This is a genomic window from Agrobacterium sp. Ap1 (genome assembly GCF_017313375.1).
Classification (GTDB): domain Bacteria; phylum Pseudomonadota; class Alphaproteobacteria; order Rhizobiales; family Rhizobiaceae; genus Neorhizobium; species Neorhizobium cellulosilyticum.
Genome location: NZ_JAFLMY010000020.1, coordinates 1 through 14,355, shown reverse-complemented (window position 1 = coordinate 14,355; position 14,355 = coordinate 1). Strand labels below are relative to the sequence as shown.

16 protein-coding genes and 1 pseudogene are annotated in these 14,355 nt (G+C 60.9%); 9 read left to right on the top strand and 8 right to left on the bottom strand.

Translation table 11 applies throughout. The features are described 5' to 3' along the window. Positions 1-21: 21 nt before the first annotated feature. The 3 genes from typA to ppa all read left to right on the top strand — a co-directional run bounded on the left by typA (position 22) and on the right by ppa (position 3,219). Positions 22-1,842, top strand: a complete 1,821-nt coding sequence (gene typA, locus JZX87_RS25170) for a translational GTPase TypA (protein ID WP_148147831.1) — start codon at positions 22-24, stop codon at positions 1,840-1,842. A gap of 198 nt (positions 1,843-2,040) precedes the next feature. Further along, the gene (locus tag JZX87_RS25165) at positions 2,041-2,550 is read left to right on the top strand and encodes a GNAT family N-acetyltransferase (RefSeq protein WP_148147832.1); all 510 of its coding nucleotides are present in this window, start codon (positions 2,041-2,043) and stop codon (positions 2,548-2,550) included. Positions 2,551-2,685: 135 nt separating this feature from the next. After that, complete coding sequence (gene ppa, locus JZX87_RS25160) at positions 2,686-3,219, top strand: inorganic diphosphatase (RefSeq protein ID WP_148147833.1); 534 nt, start codon at positions 2,686-2,688, stop codon at positions 3,217-3,219. Here ppa and JZX87_RS25155 read toward each other — a convergent pair whose 3' ends face one another. Continuing rightward, on the bottom strand, positions 3,220-3,528 hold the full coding sequence (locus JZX87_RS25155; RefSeq protein ID WP_206828662.1) for a DUF167 domain-containing protein: 309 nt from the start codon (positions 3,526-3,528) through the stop codon (positions 3,220-3,222). It abuts the gene before it with no gap. Further along, a complete protein-coding gene (locus JZX87_RS25150) occupies positions 3,525-3,815 on the bottom strand; it encodes a YggT family protein (protein ID WP_148147835.1) in 291 nt (96 codons plus the stop codon). Before JZX87_RS25150 ends, JZX87_RS25155 begins: the two co-directional genes overlap by 4 nt. A 189-nt stretch (positions 3,816-4,004) precedes the next feature. Between JZX87_RS25150 and JZX87_RS25145 the strand changes: the two genes are divergently transcribed. Continuing rightward, the gene (locus JZX87_RS25145) at positions 4,005-5,243 is read left to right on the top strand and encodes an MFS transporter (RefSeq protein ID WP_183686355.1); all 1,239 of its coding nucleotides are present in this window, start codon (positions 4,005-4,007) and stop codon (positions 5,241-5,243) included. 28 nt (positions 5,244-5,271) lie between these two features. On the opposite strand, the gene JZX87_RS25140 is transcribed toward JZX87_RS25145, so the two are convergent. From JZX87_RS25140 to hemC, 6 genes are all read right to left on the bottom strand, one after another. After that, on the bottom strand, positions 5,272-6,054 hold the full coding sequence (locus JZX87_RS25140) for a glutamine amidotransferase (RefSeq protein ID WP_206828661.1): 783 nt from the start codon (positions 6,052-6,054) through the stop codon (positions 5,272-5,274). Positions 6,055-6,057: 3 nt separating this feature from the next. Then, positions 6,058-6,540, bottom strand: coding sequence for a tellurite resistance TerB family protein (locus JZX87_RS25135; RefSeq protein ID WP_148147838.1), 483 nt, complete (start codon positions 6,538-6,540; stop codon positions 6,058-6,060). Positions 6,541-6,563: 23 nt separating this feature from the next. Next, a complete protein-coding gene (locus JZX87_RS25130) occupies positions 6,564-8,183 on the bottom strand; it encodes a heme biosynthesis protein HemY (RefSeq protein ID WP_183828434.1) in 1,620 nt (539 codons plus the stop codon). A 14-nt stretch (positions 8,184-8,197) separates the two neighbouring features. Next, entirely contained in the window at positions 8,198-9,517 is a 1,320-nt protein-coding gene (locus JZX87_RS25125) for a COG4223 family protein (protein WP_206828660.1), read from the bottom strand. Positions 9,518-9,608: 91 nt separating this feature from the next. Continuing rightward, a complete protein-coding gene (locus JZX87_RS25120) occupies positions 9,609-10,319 on the bottom strand; it encodes a uroporphyrinogen-III synthase (protein ID WP_206828659.1) in 711 nt (236 codons plus the stop codon). A 3-nt stretch (positions 10,320-10,322) separates the two neighbouring features. After that, the gene (hemC, locus tag JZX87_RS25115; protein ID WP_206828658.1) at positions 10,323-11,252 is read right to left on the bottom strand and encodes a hydroxymethylbilane synthase; all 930 of its coding nucleotides are present in this window, start codon (positions 11,250-11,252) and stop codon (positions 10,323-10,325) included. 70 nt (positions 11,253-11,322) lie between these two features. On the opposite strand from hemC, the gene tsaD reads away from it, so the two are divergent. The 5 genes and pseudogenes from tsaD to JZX87_RS31505 all read left to right on the top strand — a co-directional run. Beyond that, positions 11,323-12,420 carry a tRNA (adenosine(37)-N6)-threonylcarbamoyltransferase complex transferase subunit TsaD gene (tsaD, locus tag JZX87_RS25110; protein WP_206828657.1) on the top strand — a complete coding sequence of 366 codons (1,098 nt, stop codon included), beginning with the start codon at positions 11,323-11,325 and terminating at the stop codon, positions 12,418-12,420. Continuing rightward, complete coding sequence (locus JZX87_RS25105; RefSeq protein WP_206828656.1) at positions 12,417-13,400, top strand: NAD(P)H-dependent glycerol-3-phosphate dehydrogenase; 984 nt, start codon at positions 12,417-12,419, stop codon at positions 13,398-13,400. The genes tsaD and JZX87_RS25105 overlap by 4 nt, the downstream gene beginning before the upstream one ends. A gap of 25 nt (positions 13,401-13,425) precedes the next feature. Then, the gene (locus tag JZX87_RS25100) at positions 13,426-13,728 is read left to right on the top strand and encodes a YciI-like protein (RefSeq protein ID WP_183828417.1); all 303 of its coding nucleotides are present in this window, start codon (positions 13,426-13,428) and stop codon (positions 13,726-13,728) included. An 8-nt stretch (positions 13,729-13,736) separates the two neighbouring features. After that, positions 13,737-14,177 carry an EVE domain-containing protein gene (locus tag JZX87_RS25095; RefSeq protein WP_206828654.1) on the top strand — a complete coding sequence of 147 codons (441 nt, stop codon included), beginning with the start codon at positions 13,737-13,739 and terminating at the stop codon, positions 14,175-14,177. A 10-nt stretch (positions 14,178-14,187) separates the two neighbouring features. Next, positions 14,188-14,355: pseudogene (locus JZX87_RS31505) on the top strand (methyltransferase); the annotation flags it as partial.

The following is a 14,355-nucleotide window of genomic DNA, read 5'->3' as shown; positions in this document are numbered from 1 at the left end:
CAACTTCAGAGAACCCCTAATATGGCACTTCGCAACATCGCGATCATCGCGCACGTTGACCATGGCAAAACGACGCTCGTTGACGAGCTCCTGAAACAGTCGGGCTCGTTCCGCGAAAACCAGCGCGTTGCAGAACGCGTCATGGACTCGAACGATCTCGAAAAGGAACGCGGCATCACGATTCTCGCCAAGGCGACGTCGGTTGAGTGGAAGGGCGTTCGCGTCAACATCGTCGATACCCCAGGCCACGCCGACTTCGGCGGCGAAGTCGAACGTATTCTTTCGATGGTGGACGGTGCGATCGTTCTGGTCGACTCGTCTGAAGGCCCGATGCCGCAGACCAAGTTCGTCGTCGGCAAAGCGCTGAAGGTCGGCCTCAAGCCGATCGTCGCGATCAACAAGATCGACCGTCCGGACGGTCGCCACGAAGAAGTCATCAACGAAGTTTTCGACCTGTTCGCAAATCTCGACGCCACCGACGAGCAGCTCGACTTCCCGATCCTCTACGGTTCGGGTCGCGATGGCTGGATGAACGTCAACCCGGAAGGCCCGAAGGACGAAGGTCTGGCACCGCTGCTCGATCTCGTGCTCAAGCACGTTCCGGAGCCGACAGTCGAAGAAGGCCCGTTCCGCATGATCGGTACGCTTCTCGAAGCCAACCCGTTCCTCGGCCGTATCATCACCGGTCGCGTCGCTTCCGGTTCGATCAAGCCGAACCAGGCCGTCAAGGTTCTGTCCCAGGACGGCAAGACGGTTGAAACCGGCCGTATTTCCAAGATCCTCGCATTCCGCGGCATCGAGCGTACTGCCATCGACGAAGCGATCGCTGGTGACATCGTCGCGATTGCCGGTCTGTCCAAGGGCACCGTTGCCGACACGTTCTGCGATCCTTCGGTGACCGAGGCCATGCAGGCTCAGCCGATCGACCCGCCGACCGTTACCATGTCCTTCATCGTCAACGACAGCCCGCTTGCCGGCACCGAAGGCGACAAGGTGACCAGCCGCGTCATCCGTGATCGTCTGTTCAAGGAAGCCGAAGGCAACGTTGCGCTGAAGATCGAAGAAGCTGAAGGCAAGGATTCGTTCTACGTGTCCGGCCGCGGCGAACTTCAGCTTGCCGTTCTGATCGAAACCATGCGTCGCGAAGGCTTCGAGCTTGCCGTTTCGCGTCCGCGCGTCGTCATGCACAAGGACGAGAACGGCACCACGATGGAGCCGATCGAAGAAGTCGTCATCGACGTCGATGAAGAACATTCCGGCGTCGTCGTTCAGAAGATGTCCGAGCGCAAGGCCGAGATGACCGAACTGCGTCCTTCGGGCGGCAGCCGCGTTCGTCTGAAGTTCCTCGCTCCGACCCGTGGCCTGATTGGCTACCAGTCTGAGCTTCTGACCGACACGCGAGGCACGGCGATCATGAACCGCCTGTTCCATGATTATCAGCCTTACAAGGGAGAAATTGCCGGTCGTACCAACGGTGTTCTTCTGTCCAACCAGGCCGGTGAAGCTGTTGCTTACGCCATGTTCAACCTGGAAGACCGCGGCCCGATGATTATCGAGCCGGGCGAGAAGGTCTATGCCGGCATGATCATCGGCATCCATACCCGCGACAACGACCTCGAAGTCAACGTCTTGAAGGGCAAGCAGCTGACGAACATCCGTTCGGCCGGCAAGGACGAAGCCGTCCGCCTGACCCCGCCGATCCGCATGACGCTCGACCGCGCGCTCTCCTGGATCCAGGACGACGAGCTGATGGAAGTCACGCCGAAGTCGATCCGCCTGCGCAAGATCTATCTCGACGCCAACGACCGCAAGCGCTTCGACAAGTCGAAGGCAGCTCTCTAAGCCGTCCTGAAATCTAGTTGTGAAAAGCCCGGCCGCAAGCCGGGCTTTTTTGTGTTCCTGCAAATCGCACAGCTTGTAACCGAGGTTAAAAAAGCGTTAACTCGATGGACATTGTCCCCATCAGAACTCTGTGGGCAATCCGTCTGGTTAATGATTGACCGATGGCGGAGCCCGCATAGCAGGACCTAAAGTCGCGTTATGAAGACGTTGTCTATCGATGTTCGGCGGGCAGATCCGCAGGATGCCCGAGCCATCTCGGATGTACACCGGCAGAGCTGGGTGCAGGCCTATGCGGGTCTCATTCCGCACAAGCCGTTGATCCAGATGCTGGAACGTCGTGGCGAGAAATGGTGGCGCAAGGCAACGGACGGGCCGGCAACGCTTCTCGTGGTTGACGTCGCCGGCGAGATTGCCGGTTACGCGACGGTTGGCCTCAACCGCGCCCGGGCGCTGCCCTATGACGGCGAAATCTACGAGATCTATCTGCGGCCGGAATTCCAGGGTATCGGGCTGGGACGGCGGCTCTTCGGCGAAAGCCGCAAGCTTTTGACCTCGCTGGGTTGCCGCGGCCTGGTCGTCTGGTGCCTGGAGGACAGCGATCATGCGATCCGCTTCTTCCGCCGTCACGGTGGCAACGATGCCGTTGAGGGAATGGAGGATTTCGGTGGTTCGCAACTGAAGAAAGTCGGCTTCGTCTGGCAGAGCTGATGCGCCCTTGGGGCGTGTCGGGGAATAACTTTCCTCTCCTTGCGTGACCGGCCCCCGTCAATTCAATGGCTTATTGCCTTGGAGCCGGATTTTCGCTATCGACGCTTGGTGAATTGAACCTAATTGAGGATCACGATGCGTATCGATGCAATTTCCATCGGCAAGAACCCGCCTGAAGACGTCAACGTCATCGTCGAGGTGCCGGTTGGCGGTCAGCCGATCAAGTACGAGATGGACAAGGAAGCCGGTGCTCTGATCGTCGACCGCTTTCTCTACACGCCGATGACCTATCCGGGTAACTACGGCTTCATCCCGCACACGCTTTCCGAAGACGGCGACCCGTGCGACGTTCTGATCTGCAACACCCGTCCGCTGGTTCCGGGCTGCGTCATCAACGTTCGTCCGATCGGCGTGATGATCATGGAAGACGATGGTGGCAAGGACGAAAAGATCCTCGCCGTGCCGGTTCCGAAGCTGACCCAGCGCTACGACAAGATCAAGAACTACACCGATCTGCCGGAAATCACGCTGAAGCAGATCGAGCACTTCTTCGAGCACTACAAGGATCTGGAGCCCGGCAAGTGGGTCAAGATCGGCGGCTGGCAGGATGTCGACGTCGCAAAGCGCCTGATCGTCGAGGCGATCGACCGCTACAAGGCCCAGAAGTAATCAGCCAATCAGGCTTTCGATCTTCACTTTCAAATCCTCCGGGTCGCCATCGATCCGGAGGATTTTTTTACGCGCCGTTTCACCGGAGATGAAAGATATCGAGCTTTTCGGCACGCGCAGCTTCTTTGAGAGAAGTGCGATCAGCGCCTTGTTGGCCTTGCCATCTTCCGGCACCGCAGAGACACGCGCTTTGAGAAACGCGTTACCCTCCGCATCCGTCTCGATACCATCGATCGCGTCGCGGCCGCCATTCGGGGTGAGCTTGATGCTCAGCCTTATATGGTCGGCGTGAACGCTTATCGAAGTCACGCGAAGATCGGGTAGAGGGTCGTCCACATGAAGGAACGCAGGAAGAAGATCAGCAGCAGAACAATGATCGGGGAGATGTCGATTCCGCCGAGATTGGGCATGACACGACGGATCGGGCGCAGGACTGGTTCCGTGACGTTATAGAGGAAGCGGCCGATGGCATCGACGAACTGGTTGCTCGAATTGATAACGTTGAAGGCGAAGAGCCAGGAGAAGATGGCGCTGGCGATCAATATCCAGGTGTAGAGGTTCAAGGCCAGGTCAATGGTCTGAAACAGGGCGAGCATTCAGGTCTCCAATCTTGTTGCCAGGCCCCATCCTTCAGGATCGCGGCGGTCGGCCCACAAATTCCAAGTTGACAGACATGTAGACATTGGGGAACTAACGGGCAAGTGTCGCACCCGCCGCAGTTTCAGCATGTTTAACAGTGGCGCTACGCGAATTCGTCCATGACGGTCCACTGAAAGTCGCTTGTGATGTCCATTCCTGCCTCTGACGACCGCTTTGCAGCTTTTCGCCATTCGTCCTACACAAAGTTCTTCCTGTCGCGGTTCTTCGCTGGCTTCGCCATCCAGATCATCAGCGTTTCGGTCGGCTGGCAGATGTATGATGAAACCCGCAACCCGCTCTATCTGGGTCTGATCGGACTGTTCCAGTTCCTGCCTTCGCTGCTGCTTATCCTTGTCACGGGTACGGTGGCCGATCGGTATAACCGGCGCATGATCATGGCGATCTGCATGGTCATCGGTGCAGGCTGTGCGGCGGCGCTTCTTGGGCTGACGGTCGCCGGCGCCTTTTCACCCTGGCTGGTTTTCGCCATCCTCGTCGTATTCGGCATCGAGCGTGCCTTCATGGGGCCGGCGGTGCAGTCGCTCGGGCCGAACCTCGTGCCGGAGAAGGACCTTGCCAATGCGATCGCCTGGAATTCGTCTTCCTGGCAGACAGCCTCCATTCTCGGCCCGGTCTTCGGCGGCCTGCTTTATGGGCTGAACGCGACGGCTGCCTACATCGTGGCGTTCGTATTGCTGACGCTTGCCGCACTTCTCGTCTTCATGATCCCGAAGCCGGCGCAGCGGACCTCGGCTGCCAAGGTCGATGTCGCCCATCTGCTTGCCGGGTTCCGTTTCATCTTCAGCGAGAAAGTGGTTCTCGGCGCGATCTCGCTCGATCTGTTCGCGGTGCTTCTCGGCGGCGCTGTCGCGCTCATGCCAATCTTCGCACGTGACGTGCTCGAACTTGGCCCATGGGGCCTCGGCCTGTTGCGTGCCGCACCAGGTATCGGTGCGATCGTCGTTGCCGTCTGGCTTGCCTTCCACCCGATCCGGCATCATGCAGGGGTTGCGATGTTTGTCGGCGTCGGCTTTTTCGGTCTCGGCACGCTGATCTTCGGCCTCTCCTCGACGCCATGGCTCTCGATCGTTTCACTGATGATCATGGGCGCGGCCGACATGATCTCCGTCTATGTCCGCGAAACGCTGATCGCACTTTGGACGCCAGACGAGGTGCGCGGGCGGGTCAACGCCGTCAATATGGTGTTCGTCGGGGCCTCAAACGAGCTAGGCGAATTCCGCGCCGGCACGATGGCGCATTTCATCGGCGCAGTGCCCGCCGTCGTCATCGGCGGCGTCGGCACGCTTGCCGTCACCGTCATCTGGGCGCTCGGCTTTTCGAAGCTCAGAAGGATCGACACGCTGGAAGCGCCGGAGCGCAACTAATCCGGTCGCTGCGGACACCCGCTGCAGCTCAGCTTTGCGCCACTTCGGTTGCCGGCATCGATGCGCCGTATCGGGGTGAAGCTGCTGCTACGGCCTTTTTGTTCAGGAACACCATATCGAGGAATTCCGACAGCCAGGCCTTGAGCGGCGCATCGAACATCATGCGGCCTTCGAGGTGCTCGCTGCCCTGCTGCGCGTTGGGCATGGTGAAGCGCTCTGCGCCGTGAACGACCCAACGCTGCATCATCGCGCGGGTCAGTTCCGCGTGGAACTGCACGCCCCAGGCATTGTCGCCGTAACGGATCGCCTGGTTGGGATAGGCGTCACCTTCCGCCAGAAGCTTGACACCGCGCGGAACGTCAAAGCCTTCGCGATGAAAATGGTAGACCATTTTCGGCCATTGCATCAGCAGCCGGCCATGTTCGGTCGGGCGTAAGGGGTACCAGCCGATCTCGGTGATCTCGCCCTGTTTCGCGCCTACCTTGCCGCCGAGGTGGCGCACCATCATCTGGGCGCCGAGGCAGATGCCGAGATAAGGCTTGTTTTCCTTCAAGGGGACACCGATCCAGTCGGTCTCCTGCTCGACGAACGGGTCGGGATCGTTGGCGCTCATCGGTCCACCGAAAATGACGGCGCCGGAATGTCCGGCGAGCGTTTGCGGCAATGCTTCGCCCAGAACCGGACGGCGGATATCGAGCGGAAAGCCCTTCTCAAGAAGCATCTGGCCAACGCGGCCGGACGACGAGCGCTCCTGATGGAGAACGACGAGAACGGGAAAGAAATCTGTCTTTCGCGGAGGCATTACGAGCATCAGTTAGTCCTTACTCTCCTCCGCATTTTCTTCGGCGCGGCGCACAGCTGCCTCTTGGCGCTGCAGCACACGATCCCGCGAAGAAACACCGAGAAGGTCAGCGATCCTCCAAATCACATGATCCTCGATCTCGCTTCTCTGACCATCGGCATAGACAATGTCCCAGAGAATGCCGAGAAGTTCGACGCGGTCGTCTTCATTGACGAGATGACGTCTTAGATCGGAAGTGAACCGGTAATAGTCAACCGCTTCATGGCCCGCCTCGTGGCCGGCCTCGATCAACGCCTTCAGCCTATCCTCGCTGAGATCATACCGCTGGCGGATCAGTTCACGGAATTTTTGCTGTTCCTTTTTGGAGATGGCACCATCCGCCTCCATGACTTGGAAACAGAGCGCAACGAAGGCGACCCGCGGGTCGTCCGGTGCAAATTCCTTGTCTTCATGAGATGTCAGGGTATGGAGAAAGGCCTGTATGCGGTCCAACATCGATAGGCCTTCTCCATCTTTCCTTAAAACAGCCGTAACCGCGTTTTGGTCGGGTCGGCGTTTTGATCCTTCACACCGGGATCATCCGGTGGACGCCCGAAAAATGGAACCGGTTCGGCGTCATTTTCTTGCGTTTTAGCAGGTGCTGGTATGACTTTCTCCGGCTCTGTTGTCTTTGCTGCAACAGCAGGCTCGGCTGCCGGTTTTGCCGGTTTCTTTTCTATGACGATTGTCGGCTCTGCGGATGCGTTTTGTCTTGTCGTTTCCACCGGTGGCCGCTCGTTCACGATGACAGGCGGAAGAGCGGCAATCGCTTCGTCCGCAGCAACCTTGCCTTCGACAAGCGGACCTTCCAACTGGCTGAATGGCACTTTCCACTCGAAGGCGTCGAGTTTGCCGGTGACCGGCGAAACAGGAAGCCAGTTTTCCGAAACGAAGCCGTCAGCAACCCAGGCTGCATTACGCGAAGCGCGAAGAGCCTGCTGCATCCAGTGGCGGATGCGGCCCTGATCTCCGGTTTCGGCTTCCTCAATATCGGCCAGCAGCAGGTAGACCCGCTCGCTCGGTTCAACACGAGCCGCGGCTTCCGCCCTTGCCCTGGCCTTGGCAAAATCCTGAGCATCAAGCGCTGCCTGCGAAACGGCGAGAAGCGACTCGATATTGTTCGGACGCATGGCCTCTAGCTTTTCGGCGCGTTTCAGCCGGTCGAGCGTGCTATCGCCGCTGCGGGCGCGGATATAAGTGCGGGCGATATCCGGATGCGGCGAAAGCTTCCAAACGCCTTCCAGGACCGATGCGGCCTTCTTGATATTTTCCTGCCGCAGCAGCGCCTTGGCACAGATGATGGCGGCGGGGACGAGGTCCTTGGCCAGTTTCAGCGCATCGGTGGAATCTTCGCGGGCACCGCTCGGGTCGCTTTCCAGCCGCTCGCCCGCGCGGGCGGTCAGGAGAACCGCTCTCAGGCGGTCGGCTTCGGACCTGCTGATGATGTTGGCGGCACGCTGTTGCGCCAGCGTTTCCAAGGCCTCGTCCCAGCGGCCGGATTGGCTCTGGGATTCCAGCGTCGCCTGGGACGCCCAGGGCAGGTAAGGCGCGTGTTCGACGGCCTTTTCGGCGTATTGCCGGGCCGCTTCGTTGGCACCGAGGCGGCGCGCTTCCATGTAGAGGCCGCGCAGTCCGAGTTCGCGCGTTTCGGGATCGTTCGACATGCTCTCGAACTTGGCGCGGGCGTCGTCATATTTGCCTTCGATGAGAGCGGCCTGCGCATCGAGAAGGTGGATCAGCGGTTCCTGGTCGGCGCTGAGCAGATTGCGGGTACGGATGCTCATCTTGCGGGCAAGAAGCGCGTTGCCGGCGCCGGCCGCGATCAGGCCAGTCGACAGCGCCTGATAACCACGGTCACGCTTGCGGGCGCGAAAATAACGGCGGACCGAATAAGGCGAGGTCCAGATGATGCCGATCACCCACCACAGAAGCATGACGGCGCCAATCAGCGCCACGACCATCGTGGCGGCAACCATCAGGCTCGTCTCGATCAGGTGGTCCTGCCAGGTGATGGAGAGCAGGCCGGGGCGATCGGCGAGCCATGCAAAGCTCCAGCCGAGACCGAGAACGACGAGAAGGAAAATGAAAAGTCTGACCATTCCGTTTTTCGTCCTCAGCCTTGAGTGCCGGTAATCGCGCGGGTCAACGCACCGCCTACGAGATTTTCAACCTCTATGCGGGCGTCGAGTTCCTGCTTGAACGACTGGGATGCCGTCTTGGCCGCATCTGGAAGCGTCTCCCATTCGCGGGCGGCGGCGGCAAAATCGCCGGAGCGAAGCCGGTCCTCGAAACGGGCGACTATATCTTCTGGCGTGTTGCCGGTGACGTCGCCGACCTTGCGCACCTTCACGACCGAGAGGGCGGAAGAATAAAGCCGTGAGGCCAGGCCCTGATCGGGATCAGGCTGGGCGACCGCCTCGACCATGCTGTCCGCCACGCCGGAGACCTGACGCTGAAGCTCGACGCGCGACTGAACGCCCTTGGCGGCAAACGGCTGGAGGCTTGCAATTGCCGGATCGTCGCCAGCGACGGTCTTGTAGGTCTGCAGTTCTGCCTCGAAAGAGCCGCCGCGATCTACGGCGCTCTTCAGGGCTGCTGCGGCGACAGCGCGCGCCGCCTGCTGCTCGGGGCCTTTGTCGGCGATCTGGGCTTCCGCCTGCTGCAGGCGGCCGGCCAGTTGTGTCGAGGTTGCGGCAGCCGCTGCATTTGCCGATTTCAGGGTGGCGAGTTCGGCTTCGAGGGCGGCTAACTTCTGATCCGTCTCGGTCGATCCGCCGCCACCCGTCGAAGCGCTGCTTTCGAGTGCGGCCAGACGGCTTGTGATATCGGCGGATGGTTCGACTGGCCTGCTGGCGAGAGATGCGATTTCCTGACGAAGCGAGGCGATCTCTGCAGAAACGTCGCTGTCGCTCGATGAAGACGAGGATGCGCCGCCGGGCAGGACGCCGGCATATTGCATGCTGCCGGCCAGAAGCAGAGCGACGATGCCGCCGAAAATGCCGGATGCGACGAGCGTCGAGGTTGTGGGTTTGGATGTTATCGGGGCCGTATTTCTGGTCGAATAGTCTTCAGTTCTGGGCCTTGGCTGGAAGGGGGGCGGTTCTTCTTCCTTGGCCTTTTCTTCCGACGGCTCGGCAGATGCCGTGACCGGTTCGGGATCCGGTTCGTCGAAGCGTGGCGTTTCTGGCGTCGCAGCTTCCGGCTCGCCTTTTGTTTCGGTCACTGCCGTTTCCGTTTCCAGCATTGGCGTGGCTTCCGGAATATCTGAAGCTACCGGCGTTTCGGCGGCATCGTTCTCACGCGCATCGATGACATCATCGCTGTCATTGGCGCGGACGGGCTCAGCCACTGCGGCGGTTTCCTCCGCCGTCAGGTCGATGGTGACCGGTTCCTTGTTCGGGTTGGACCGGCGCGGTGGTTTTTCGGATACCATCTCGACCTCTTTTCTGCATGCGTTCACTAAAACCTAGTCGGTGCCCCCTGTTAAGGAAAGGGGCGCAAAGGGAATTAGGATCAGGCGGGGGTTAAAGAAGCGCCAACAGGGCGTTTTCGTCCGGGCTTTCGGCGATCCTGACATGAGGGCGAAACGCCGCGGGCACGGCATCGGCGGTTCGGGGGCTGATACAGAGGAATGCGGTTTCGGGAAGGGAGACCGCGTGATGCTCCGCGATCTCGAAAAATCGGGCGGCGTTTTCCCGCGAGTAGAGAAGCACGGCCTGAGCCTGAGATGTCAGCAGTCGTTCGAATAATTCTTCTGCGTGATAATCAATCGGGATCATTTTGTAGATTTCGGCTACCCGGACGGGCAGACCCAGTTCCTCAAGCCTATTTTCAAGCGATTCGGCACGAGGTTTTCCGGCGAGATAGAGGAGCGGACGGTCCGGGTTTTCGAATTTAGAGGCGATCAGATCGGCTAGTCCGGCACCGTCGCCGGAACCGATATGGATGTTGGTGAAACCTGCCGACCTTGCTGCCGCAGCCGTTTTCTCGCCAACTGCAAAGAGTTGGATATCCCGGTCAATCTTCAAGCCGGTGTCGATGCCGCCAAGTGCACGAAATGCTTCGGCGCTGGTCACGATCAGCGCCGAATGGGGCAGGACCAGAGCGTGTGTCGCTACCTGCCGGTGATGCATCGCCCTGCTGAGCGGCAGAAGCACGGGGTCATGGCCCAGAAGCTTCAGCCGTTCAGCCGTTCTAGCGGCTGAAATTTCAGGTCGGGTGACGACGACCCGCAAGGGTCAGCTCCAGCTGTCGAAGAAGCCGGGGCCGGCTGCGGCACGGACGGCTTCGCCGGCGCGAAGGCCGAGCGCCTCCGCATCCAGCCGCTTGCCCTCGACTTCGATTGCATGTTCGCGCCGACCGTCGGGTGTCAGGATCAGGCCGGAGAATTTGAGGTGATCTCCGTCACAGATCGCGAAACCGCCGATCGGCGTACGACAGGAACCATCGAGCGCGGCCAGGAAGGCGCGTTCGCAGGTCACGGCGTCATAGGTCGGGCGGTCGTTGATCGGAGCGATGAGGGCATCCGTGCGTGGATCACCGATGCGGCTTTCGACGCAGATCGCACCTTGCGCGGGAGCAGGCGGGAAATCGGCGGGATCGAGAAGTTCGGTCACGACCTCTTCCATCGACAGCCGTTTCAGGCCGGCAAAGGCGAGCAGGGTCGCATCGACCGTGCCCTCATCCAGCTTGCGCAGGCGCGTGCCGACCGAGCCGCGGAAGATCGTCACCTGAATGTCCGGGCGAAGACGGCGGATGAGCGCCTGGCGCCTGAGCGATGCCGTGCCGACGATCGCGCCATCGGGCAGGGCCTTCAGGGTCGATGCGGTGCGACCGATGAAGGCGTCGCGGAAATCCTCACGCGGCAGGTAGGCTGCGATATGCAATCCTTCCGGCAGCTTGGTCGGCATGTCCTTCGACGAATGCACGGCGATATCCAGCTCGCCGGAGGACAGCTGTTCCTCGAGTTCCTGGGTGAACAGGCCCTTGCCGCCGATCTCGGAGAGCGAGCGGTCGGTGATGCGGTCGCCGGTGGTCGACAGCACGACAATCTCGAACATCTCTTCCGGCAAGCCATGGGCCGCCATCAGCCGTGACCGCGTTTCGTGGGCCTGGGCCAACGCCAGCGGGCTGCCGCGCGTGCCGATCCGGAAAGGTTTTGTTTGCATCCGTCTCATTCCGTTGTTACCGGAAGCTCTCGTAAACCGGATCATCCGGCATCGCAATGAACAAGGGCCAATGACCTCATATCTGCGCATCCTCGGCATTGAAACAAGCTGCGACGAGACCGCCGCCGCGGTCGTCGCACGCCATGAGGACGGGCGCGGCGAGATTTTGTCCGATGTGGTGCTGTCGCAGCTCGACGAACACTCGGCCTATGGCGGCGTCGTGCCGGAAATCGCGGCACGCGCGCATGTCGAGGCGCTGGACGAGCTGGTCGAGGAAGCGCTGCGCCGTGCAAACGTGACGCTCGATGATGTCGATGCGATTGCCGCGACCTCCGGTCCCGGCCTGATTGGCGGTCTGTTGGTCGGGTTGATGACGGCAAAGGCGATAGCCCGCGTTTCGGGCAAGCCGCTTCTGGCCATCAACCATCTCGAAGGCCATGCGCTGACGGCACGGATGACGGACGGGCTTTCCTTCCCCTATCTGATGCTGCTCGTCTCCGGCGGGCATACGCAGCTCATCCTGATCCGCGGTGTCGGCCAATACGAGCGCTGGGGCACGACGATCGACGATGCGCTGGGCGAGGCTTTCGACAAGACGGCGAAATTGCTCGGCCTGCCTTATCCAGGTGGTCCGGCGGTCGAAAAGGCTGCCCTTTCCGGTAATCCTGACCGGTTCTCGCTGCCGCGTCCGCTGGTTGGCGAGGCGCGTCTCGACTTTTCCTTTTCCGGCCTGAAGACTGCCGTGCGGCAGGCCGCGACCGAGATCGCGCCGCTGACCGAACAGGATGTCGCCGATATCTGCGCCTCGTTCCAGAAGGCGGTATCGCGCACGCTTCGCGACCGGATCGGCCGCGGGCTGCTGCGTTTCCGCGAGGCGTTTGCCGGTTTCGATACCGAGCCGGCGCTGGTCGTCGCCGGTGGTGTTGCCGCCAATCAGGAAATCCGGCGCACGCTGCAGGCACTTTGCCTCGAACACGGGTTCCGCTTCATCGCGCCGCCGCTCAGGCTCTGCACCGACAATGCAGCAATGATCGCCTGGGCGGGTCTGGAGCGGATGGCGGAGGAGTTTCCGGCCGACGATCTCAATGTCGCGCCACGTTCGCGCTGGCCGCTGGATAAGGATGCAAAGACCTTGCTCGGATCCGGCAAACGAGGAGCGAAGGCATGACCAACGAGCGGATCGCCGTCATCGGCGCAGGCGCATTCGGAACGGCACTTGCGACCGTGTTCGCATTGGAGGGTCGTTACCCGGTGACGCTTGTCGGGCGCCAGCCGAACCTGATGGCCGATCTGCGCGATGACCGGATGCATGATTCGGCACTGCCCGGCGTGCCCTTGCCGGACGCGCTGCAGTTTTCAGCCGAGCCGGATGCGGTGGCGGAAGCGAATGTCGTTCTCTTCGCCGTGCCGTCGAGGGCGCAGCTCGATGCGGCGCGGCATTACGGACCTTATCTCTCCCCGGATGCAGCCGTTGTCATCTGCGCCAAGGGGCTTGATCGGGCCGAGCGGCTGCTGACCGATGTCATATCGGCGGAATTGCCGAAGACGCCTCTGGCGGTGCTTTCGGGGCCTGGTTTTGCCGCCGATATCGCGCGCGGTCTGCCGACGGCGATGTCGCTCGGCGCGCAGGACCCGGTGCTGGCGGAAAGGCTTGCGCAGGTTCTCTCCAGCCGCAGTTTCCGGCTTTACGCTTCGTCGGATGTGATCGGCGTGCAGCTCGGCGGGGCGCTCAAGAACGTGCTGGCGATTGCATGTGGCATCGTCGAAGGCGCGGGGCTTGGCGAGTCGGCCCGTGCGGCGCTGATTTCCCGGGGCCTGGCCGAGATGTCCCGGCTCGTTGAAGCCATGGGCGGCAACTCGGATACAGTGCGCGGTCTGTCTGGGCTCGGCGACCTCGTGCTGACCGGTACCAGCCATCAGTCACGCAATCTGAGTTTCGGCATTTCGATCGGGAAGGGTGAGCCGGCGCAGACCGTCGGTGGGCCGCTGGTCGAAGGTGCATTTGCGGCCTCGGTCGCGGCCCGGCTCGGTCGGAAATTTTCGGTCGATCTGCCGATTACGGATGCGGTCGCGGCCATTATCGACGGACGTCTCGATGTGATGACCGCGATGGAACAGCTCATGACCCGGCCGATCAAGGCCGAGTAGTCCATTTAAAACTCGGGAGACCCCAATGCTGTTTGCCTTTCTCTGCACCGACAAGCCCGGCCACCTGCAGGTTCGCATGGATACCCGTCCCGCGCATGTGGAGCATCTGAATAAGCTCAACGCCGAAGGTACGCTGAAGTTTGCCGGCCCGTTCCTGGATGACGACAGCAAGCCGAATGGTAGCCTTGTCGTGGTCGAGGCCGCCGATATTGCAGCGGCCCGGACGATTGCAGAGGCAGATCCCTATTACCTTGCCGGCCTGTTCGAGAAGGTGGATGTGAAGCCGTGGAACTGGGTGTTCAACAACCCGGCCAACGAGCAGAAGTGAGGCAATAGATGGCCTATTGGCTTTACAAGTCCGAGCCGAATGTCTGGTCCTGGGAACAGCAGAAAGCCAAGGGCGAGGTCGGCGAGGAATGGACCGGTGTTCGCAACTATCTGGCGCGCAACAACATGCGGGCGATGAAGATCGGCGACAAGGGTTTCTTCTACCACTCGAACGAGGGGCTGGAGATTGTCGGGATCGTCGAGGTCTGCGCCCTGTCGCATCCGGATAGTTCGGCCAAGGGTGATCCCAAATGGGATTGCGTCGATATCCGCGCCGTCGCGGATATGCCGAAGCCCGTTACGCTGAAGGACGTCAAGGCCAACCCGAAATTCGAGAAGATGGCACTGGTCACTTCCATGCGGCTTTCGGTGCAGCCGGTGACGGATGAGGAATATTTCGAGATCTGCCGTCTCGGTGGTCTCGACAATCCTCCGAAATCTCCCGCCTGAGTTCGCAAGCTTGAAGACCGAGCCCAAGGCCTTCATCCTCGAAAACACCGATCTCATGCGGCCGCCGCATGTGCCGGAGATTTTGCTGCATCTGGCAACAGAGGCGCATGATCTGTGGCTGAAGACGGAGGAGGATCTGCAGGCCATCGGCCTGCCGCCGCCGTTCTGGGCCTTTGCC

Bases quoted from the DNA above. Each gene is read 5' to 3' on its own strand.
- typA (WP_148147831.1), top strand. From the start codon at position 22: ATGGCACTTCGCAACATCGCGATCATCGCGCACGTTGACCATGGCAAA.
- JZX87_RS25165 (WP_148147832.1), top strand. From the start codon at position 2,041: ATGAAGACGTTGTCTATCGATGTTCGGCGGGCAGATCCGCAGGATGCC.
- ppa (WP_148147833.1), top strand. From the start codon at position 2,686: ATGCGTATCGATGCAATTTCCATCGGCAAGAACCCGCCTGAAGACGTC.
- JZX87_RS25150 (WP_148147835.1), bottom strand. From the start codon at position 3,815: ATGCTCGCCCTGTTTCAGACCATTGACCTGGCCTTGAACCTCTACACC.
- JZX87_RS25145 (WP_183686355.1), top strand. From the start codon at position 4,005: ATGTCCATTCCTGCCTCTGACGACCGCTTTGCAGCTTTTCGCCATTCG.
- JZX87_RS25140 (WP_206828661.1), bottom strand. From the start codon at position 6,054: ATGCTCGTAATGCCTCCGCGAAAGACAGATTTCTTTCCCGTTCTCGTC.
- JZX87_RS25135 (WP_148147838.1), bottom strand. From the start codon at position 6,540: ATGTTGGACCGCATACAGGCCTTTCTCCATACCCTGACATCTCATGAA.
- JZX87_RS25130 (WP_183828434.1), bottom strand. From the start codon at position 8,183: ATGGTCAGACTTTTCATTTTCCTTCTCGTCGTTCTCGGTCTCGGCTGG.
- JZX87_RS25125 (WP_206828660.1), bottom strand. From the start codon at position 9,517: ATGGTATCCGAAAAACCACCGCGCCGGTCCAACCCGAACAAGGAACCG.
- hemC (WP_206828658.1), bottom strand. From the start codon at position 11,252: ATGCAAACAAAACCTTTCCGGATCGGCACGCGCGGCAGCCCGCTGGCG.
- tsaD (WP_206828657.1), top strand. From the start codon at position 11,323: ATGACCTCATATCTGCGCATCCTCGGCATTGAAACAAGCTGCGACGAG.
- JZX87_RS25105 (WP_206828656.1), top strand. From the start codon at position 12,417: ATGACCAACGAGCGGATCGCCGTCATCGGCGCAGGCGCATTCGGAACG.
- JZX87_RS25100 (WP_183828417.1), top strand. From the start codon at position 13,426: ATGCTGTTTGCCTTTCTCTGCACCGACAAGCCCGGCCACCTGCAGGTT.
- JZX87_RS25095 (WP_206828654.1), top strand. From the start codon at position 13,737: ATGGCCTATTGGCTTTACAAGTCCGAGCCGAATGTCTGGTCCTGGGAA.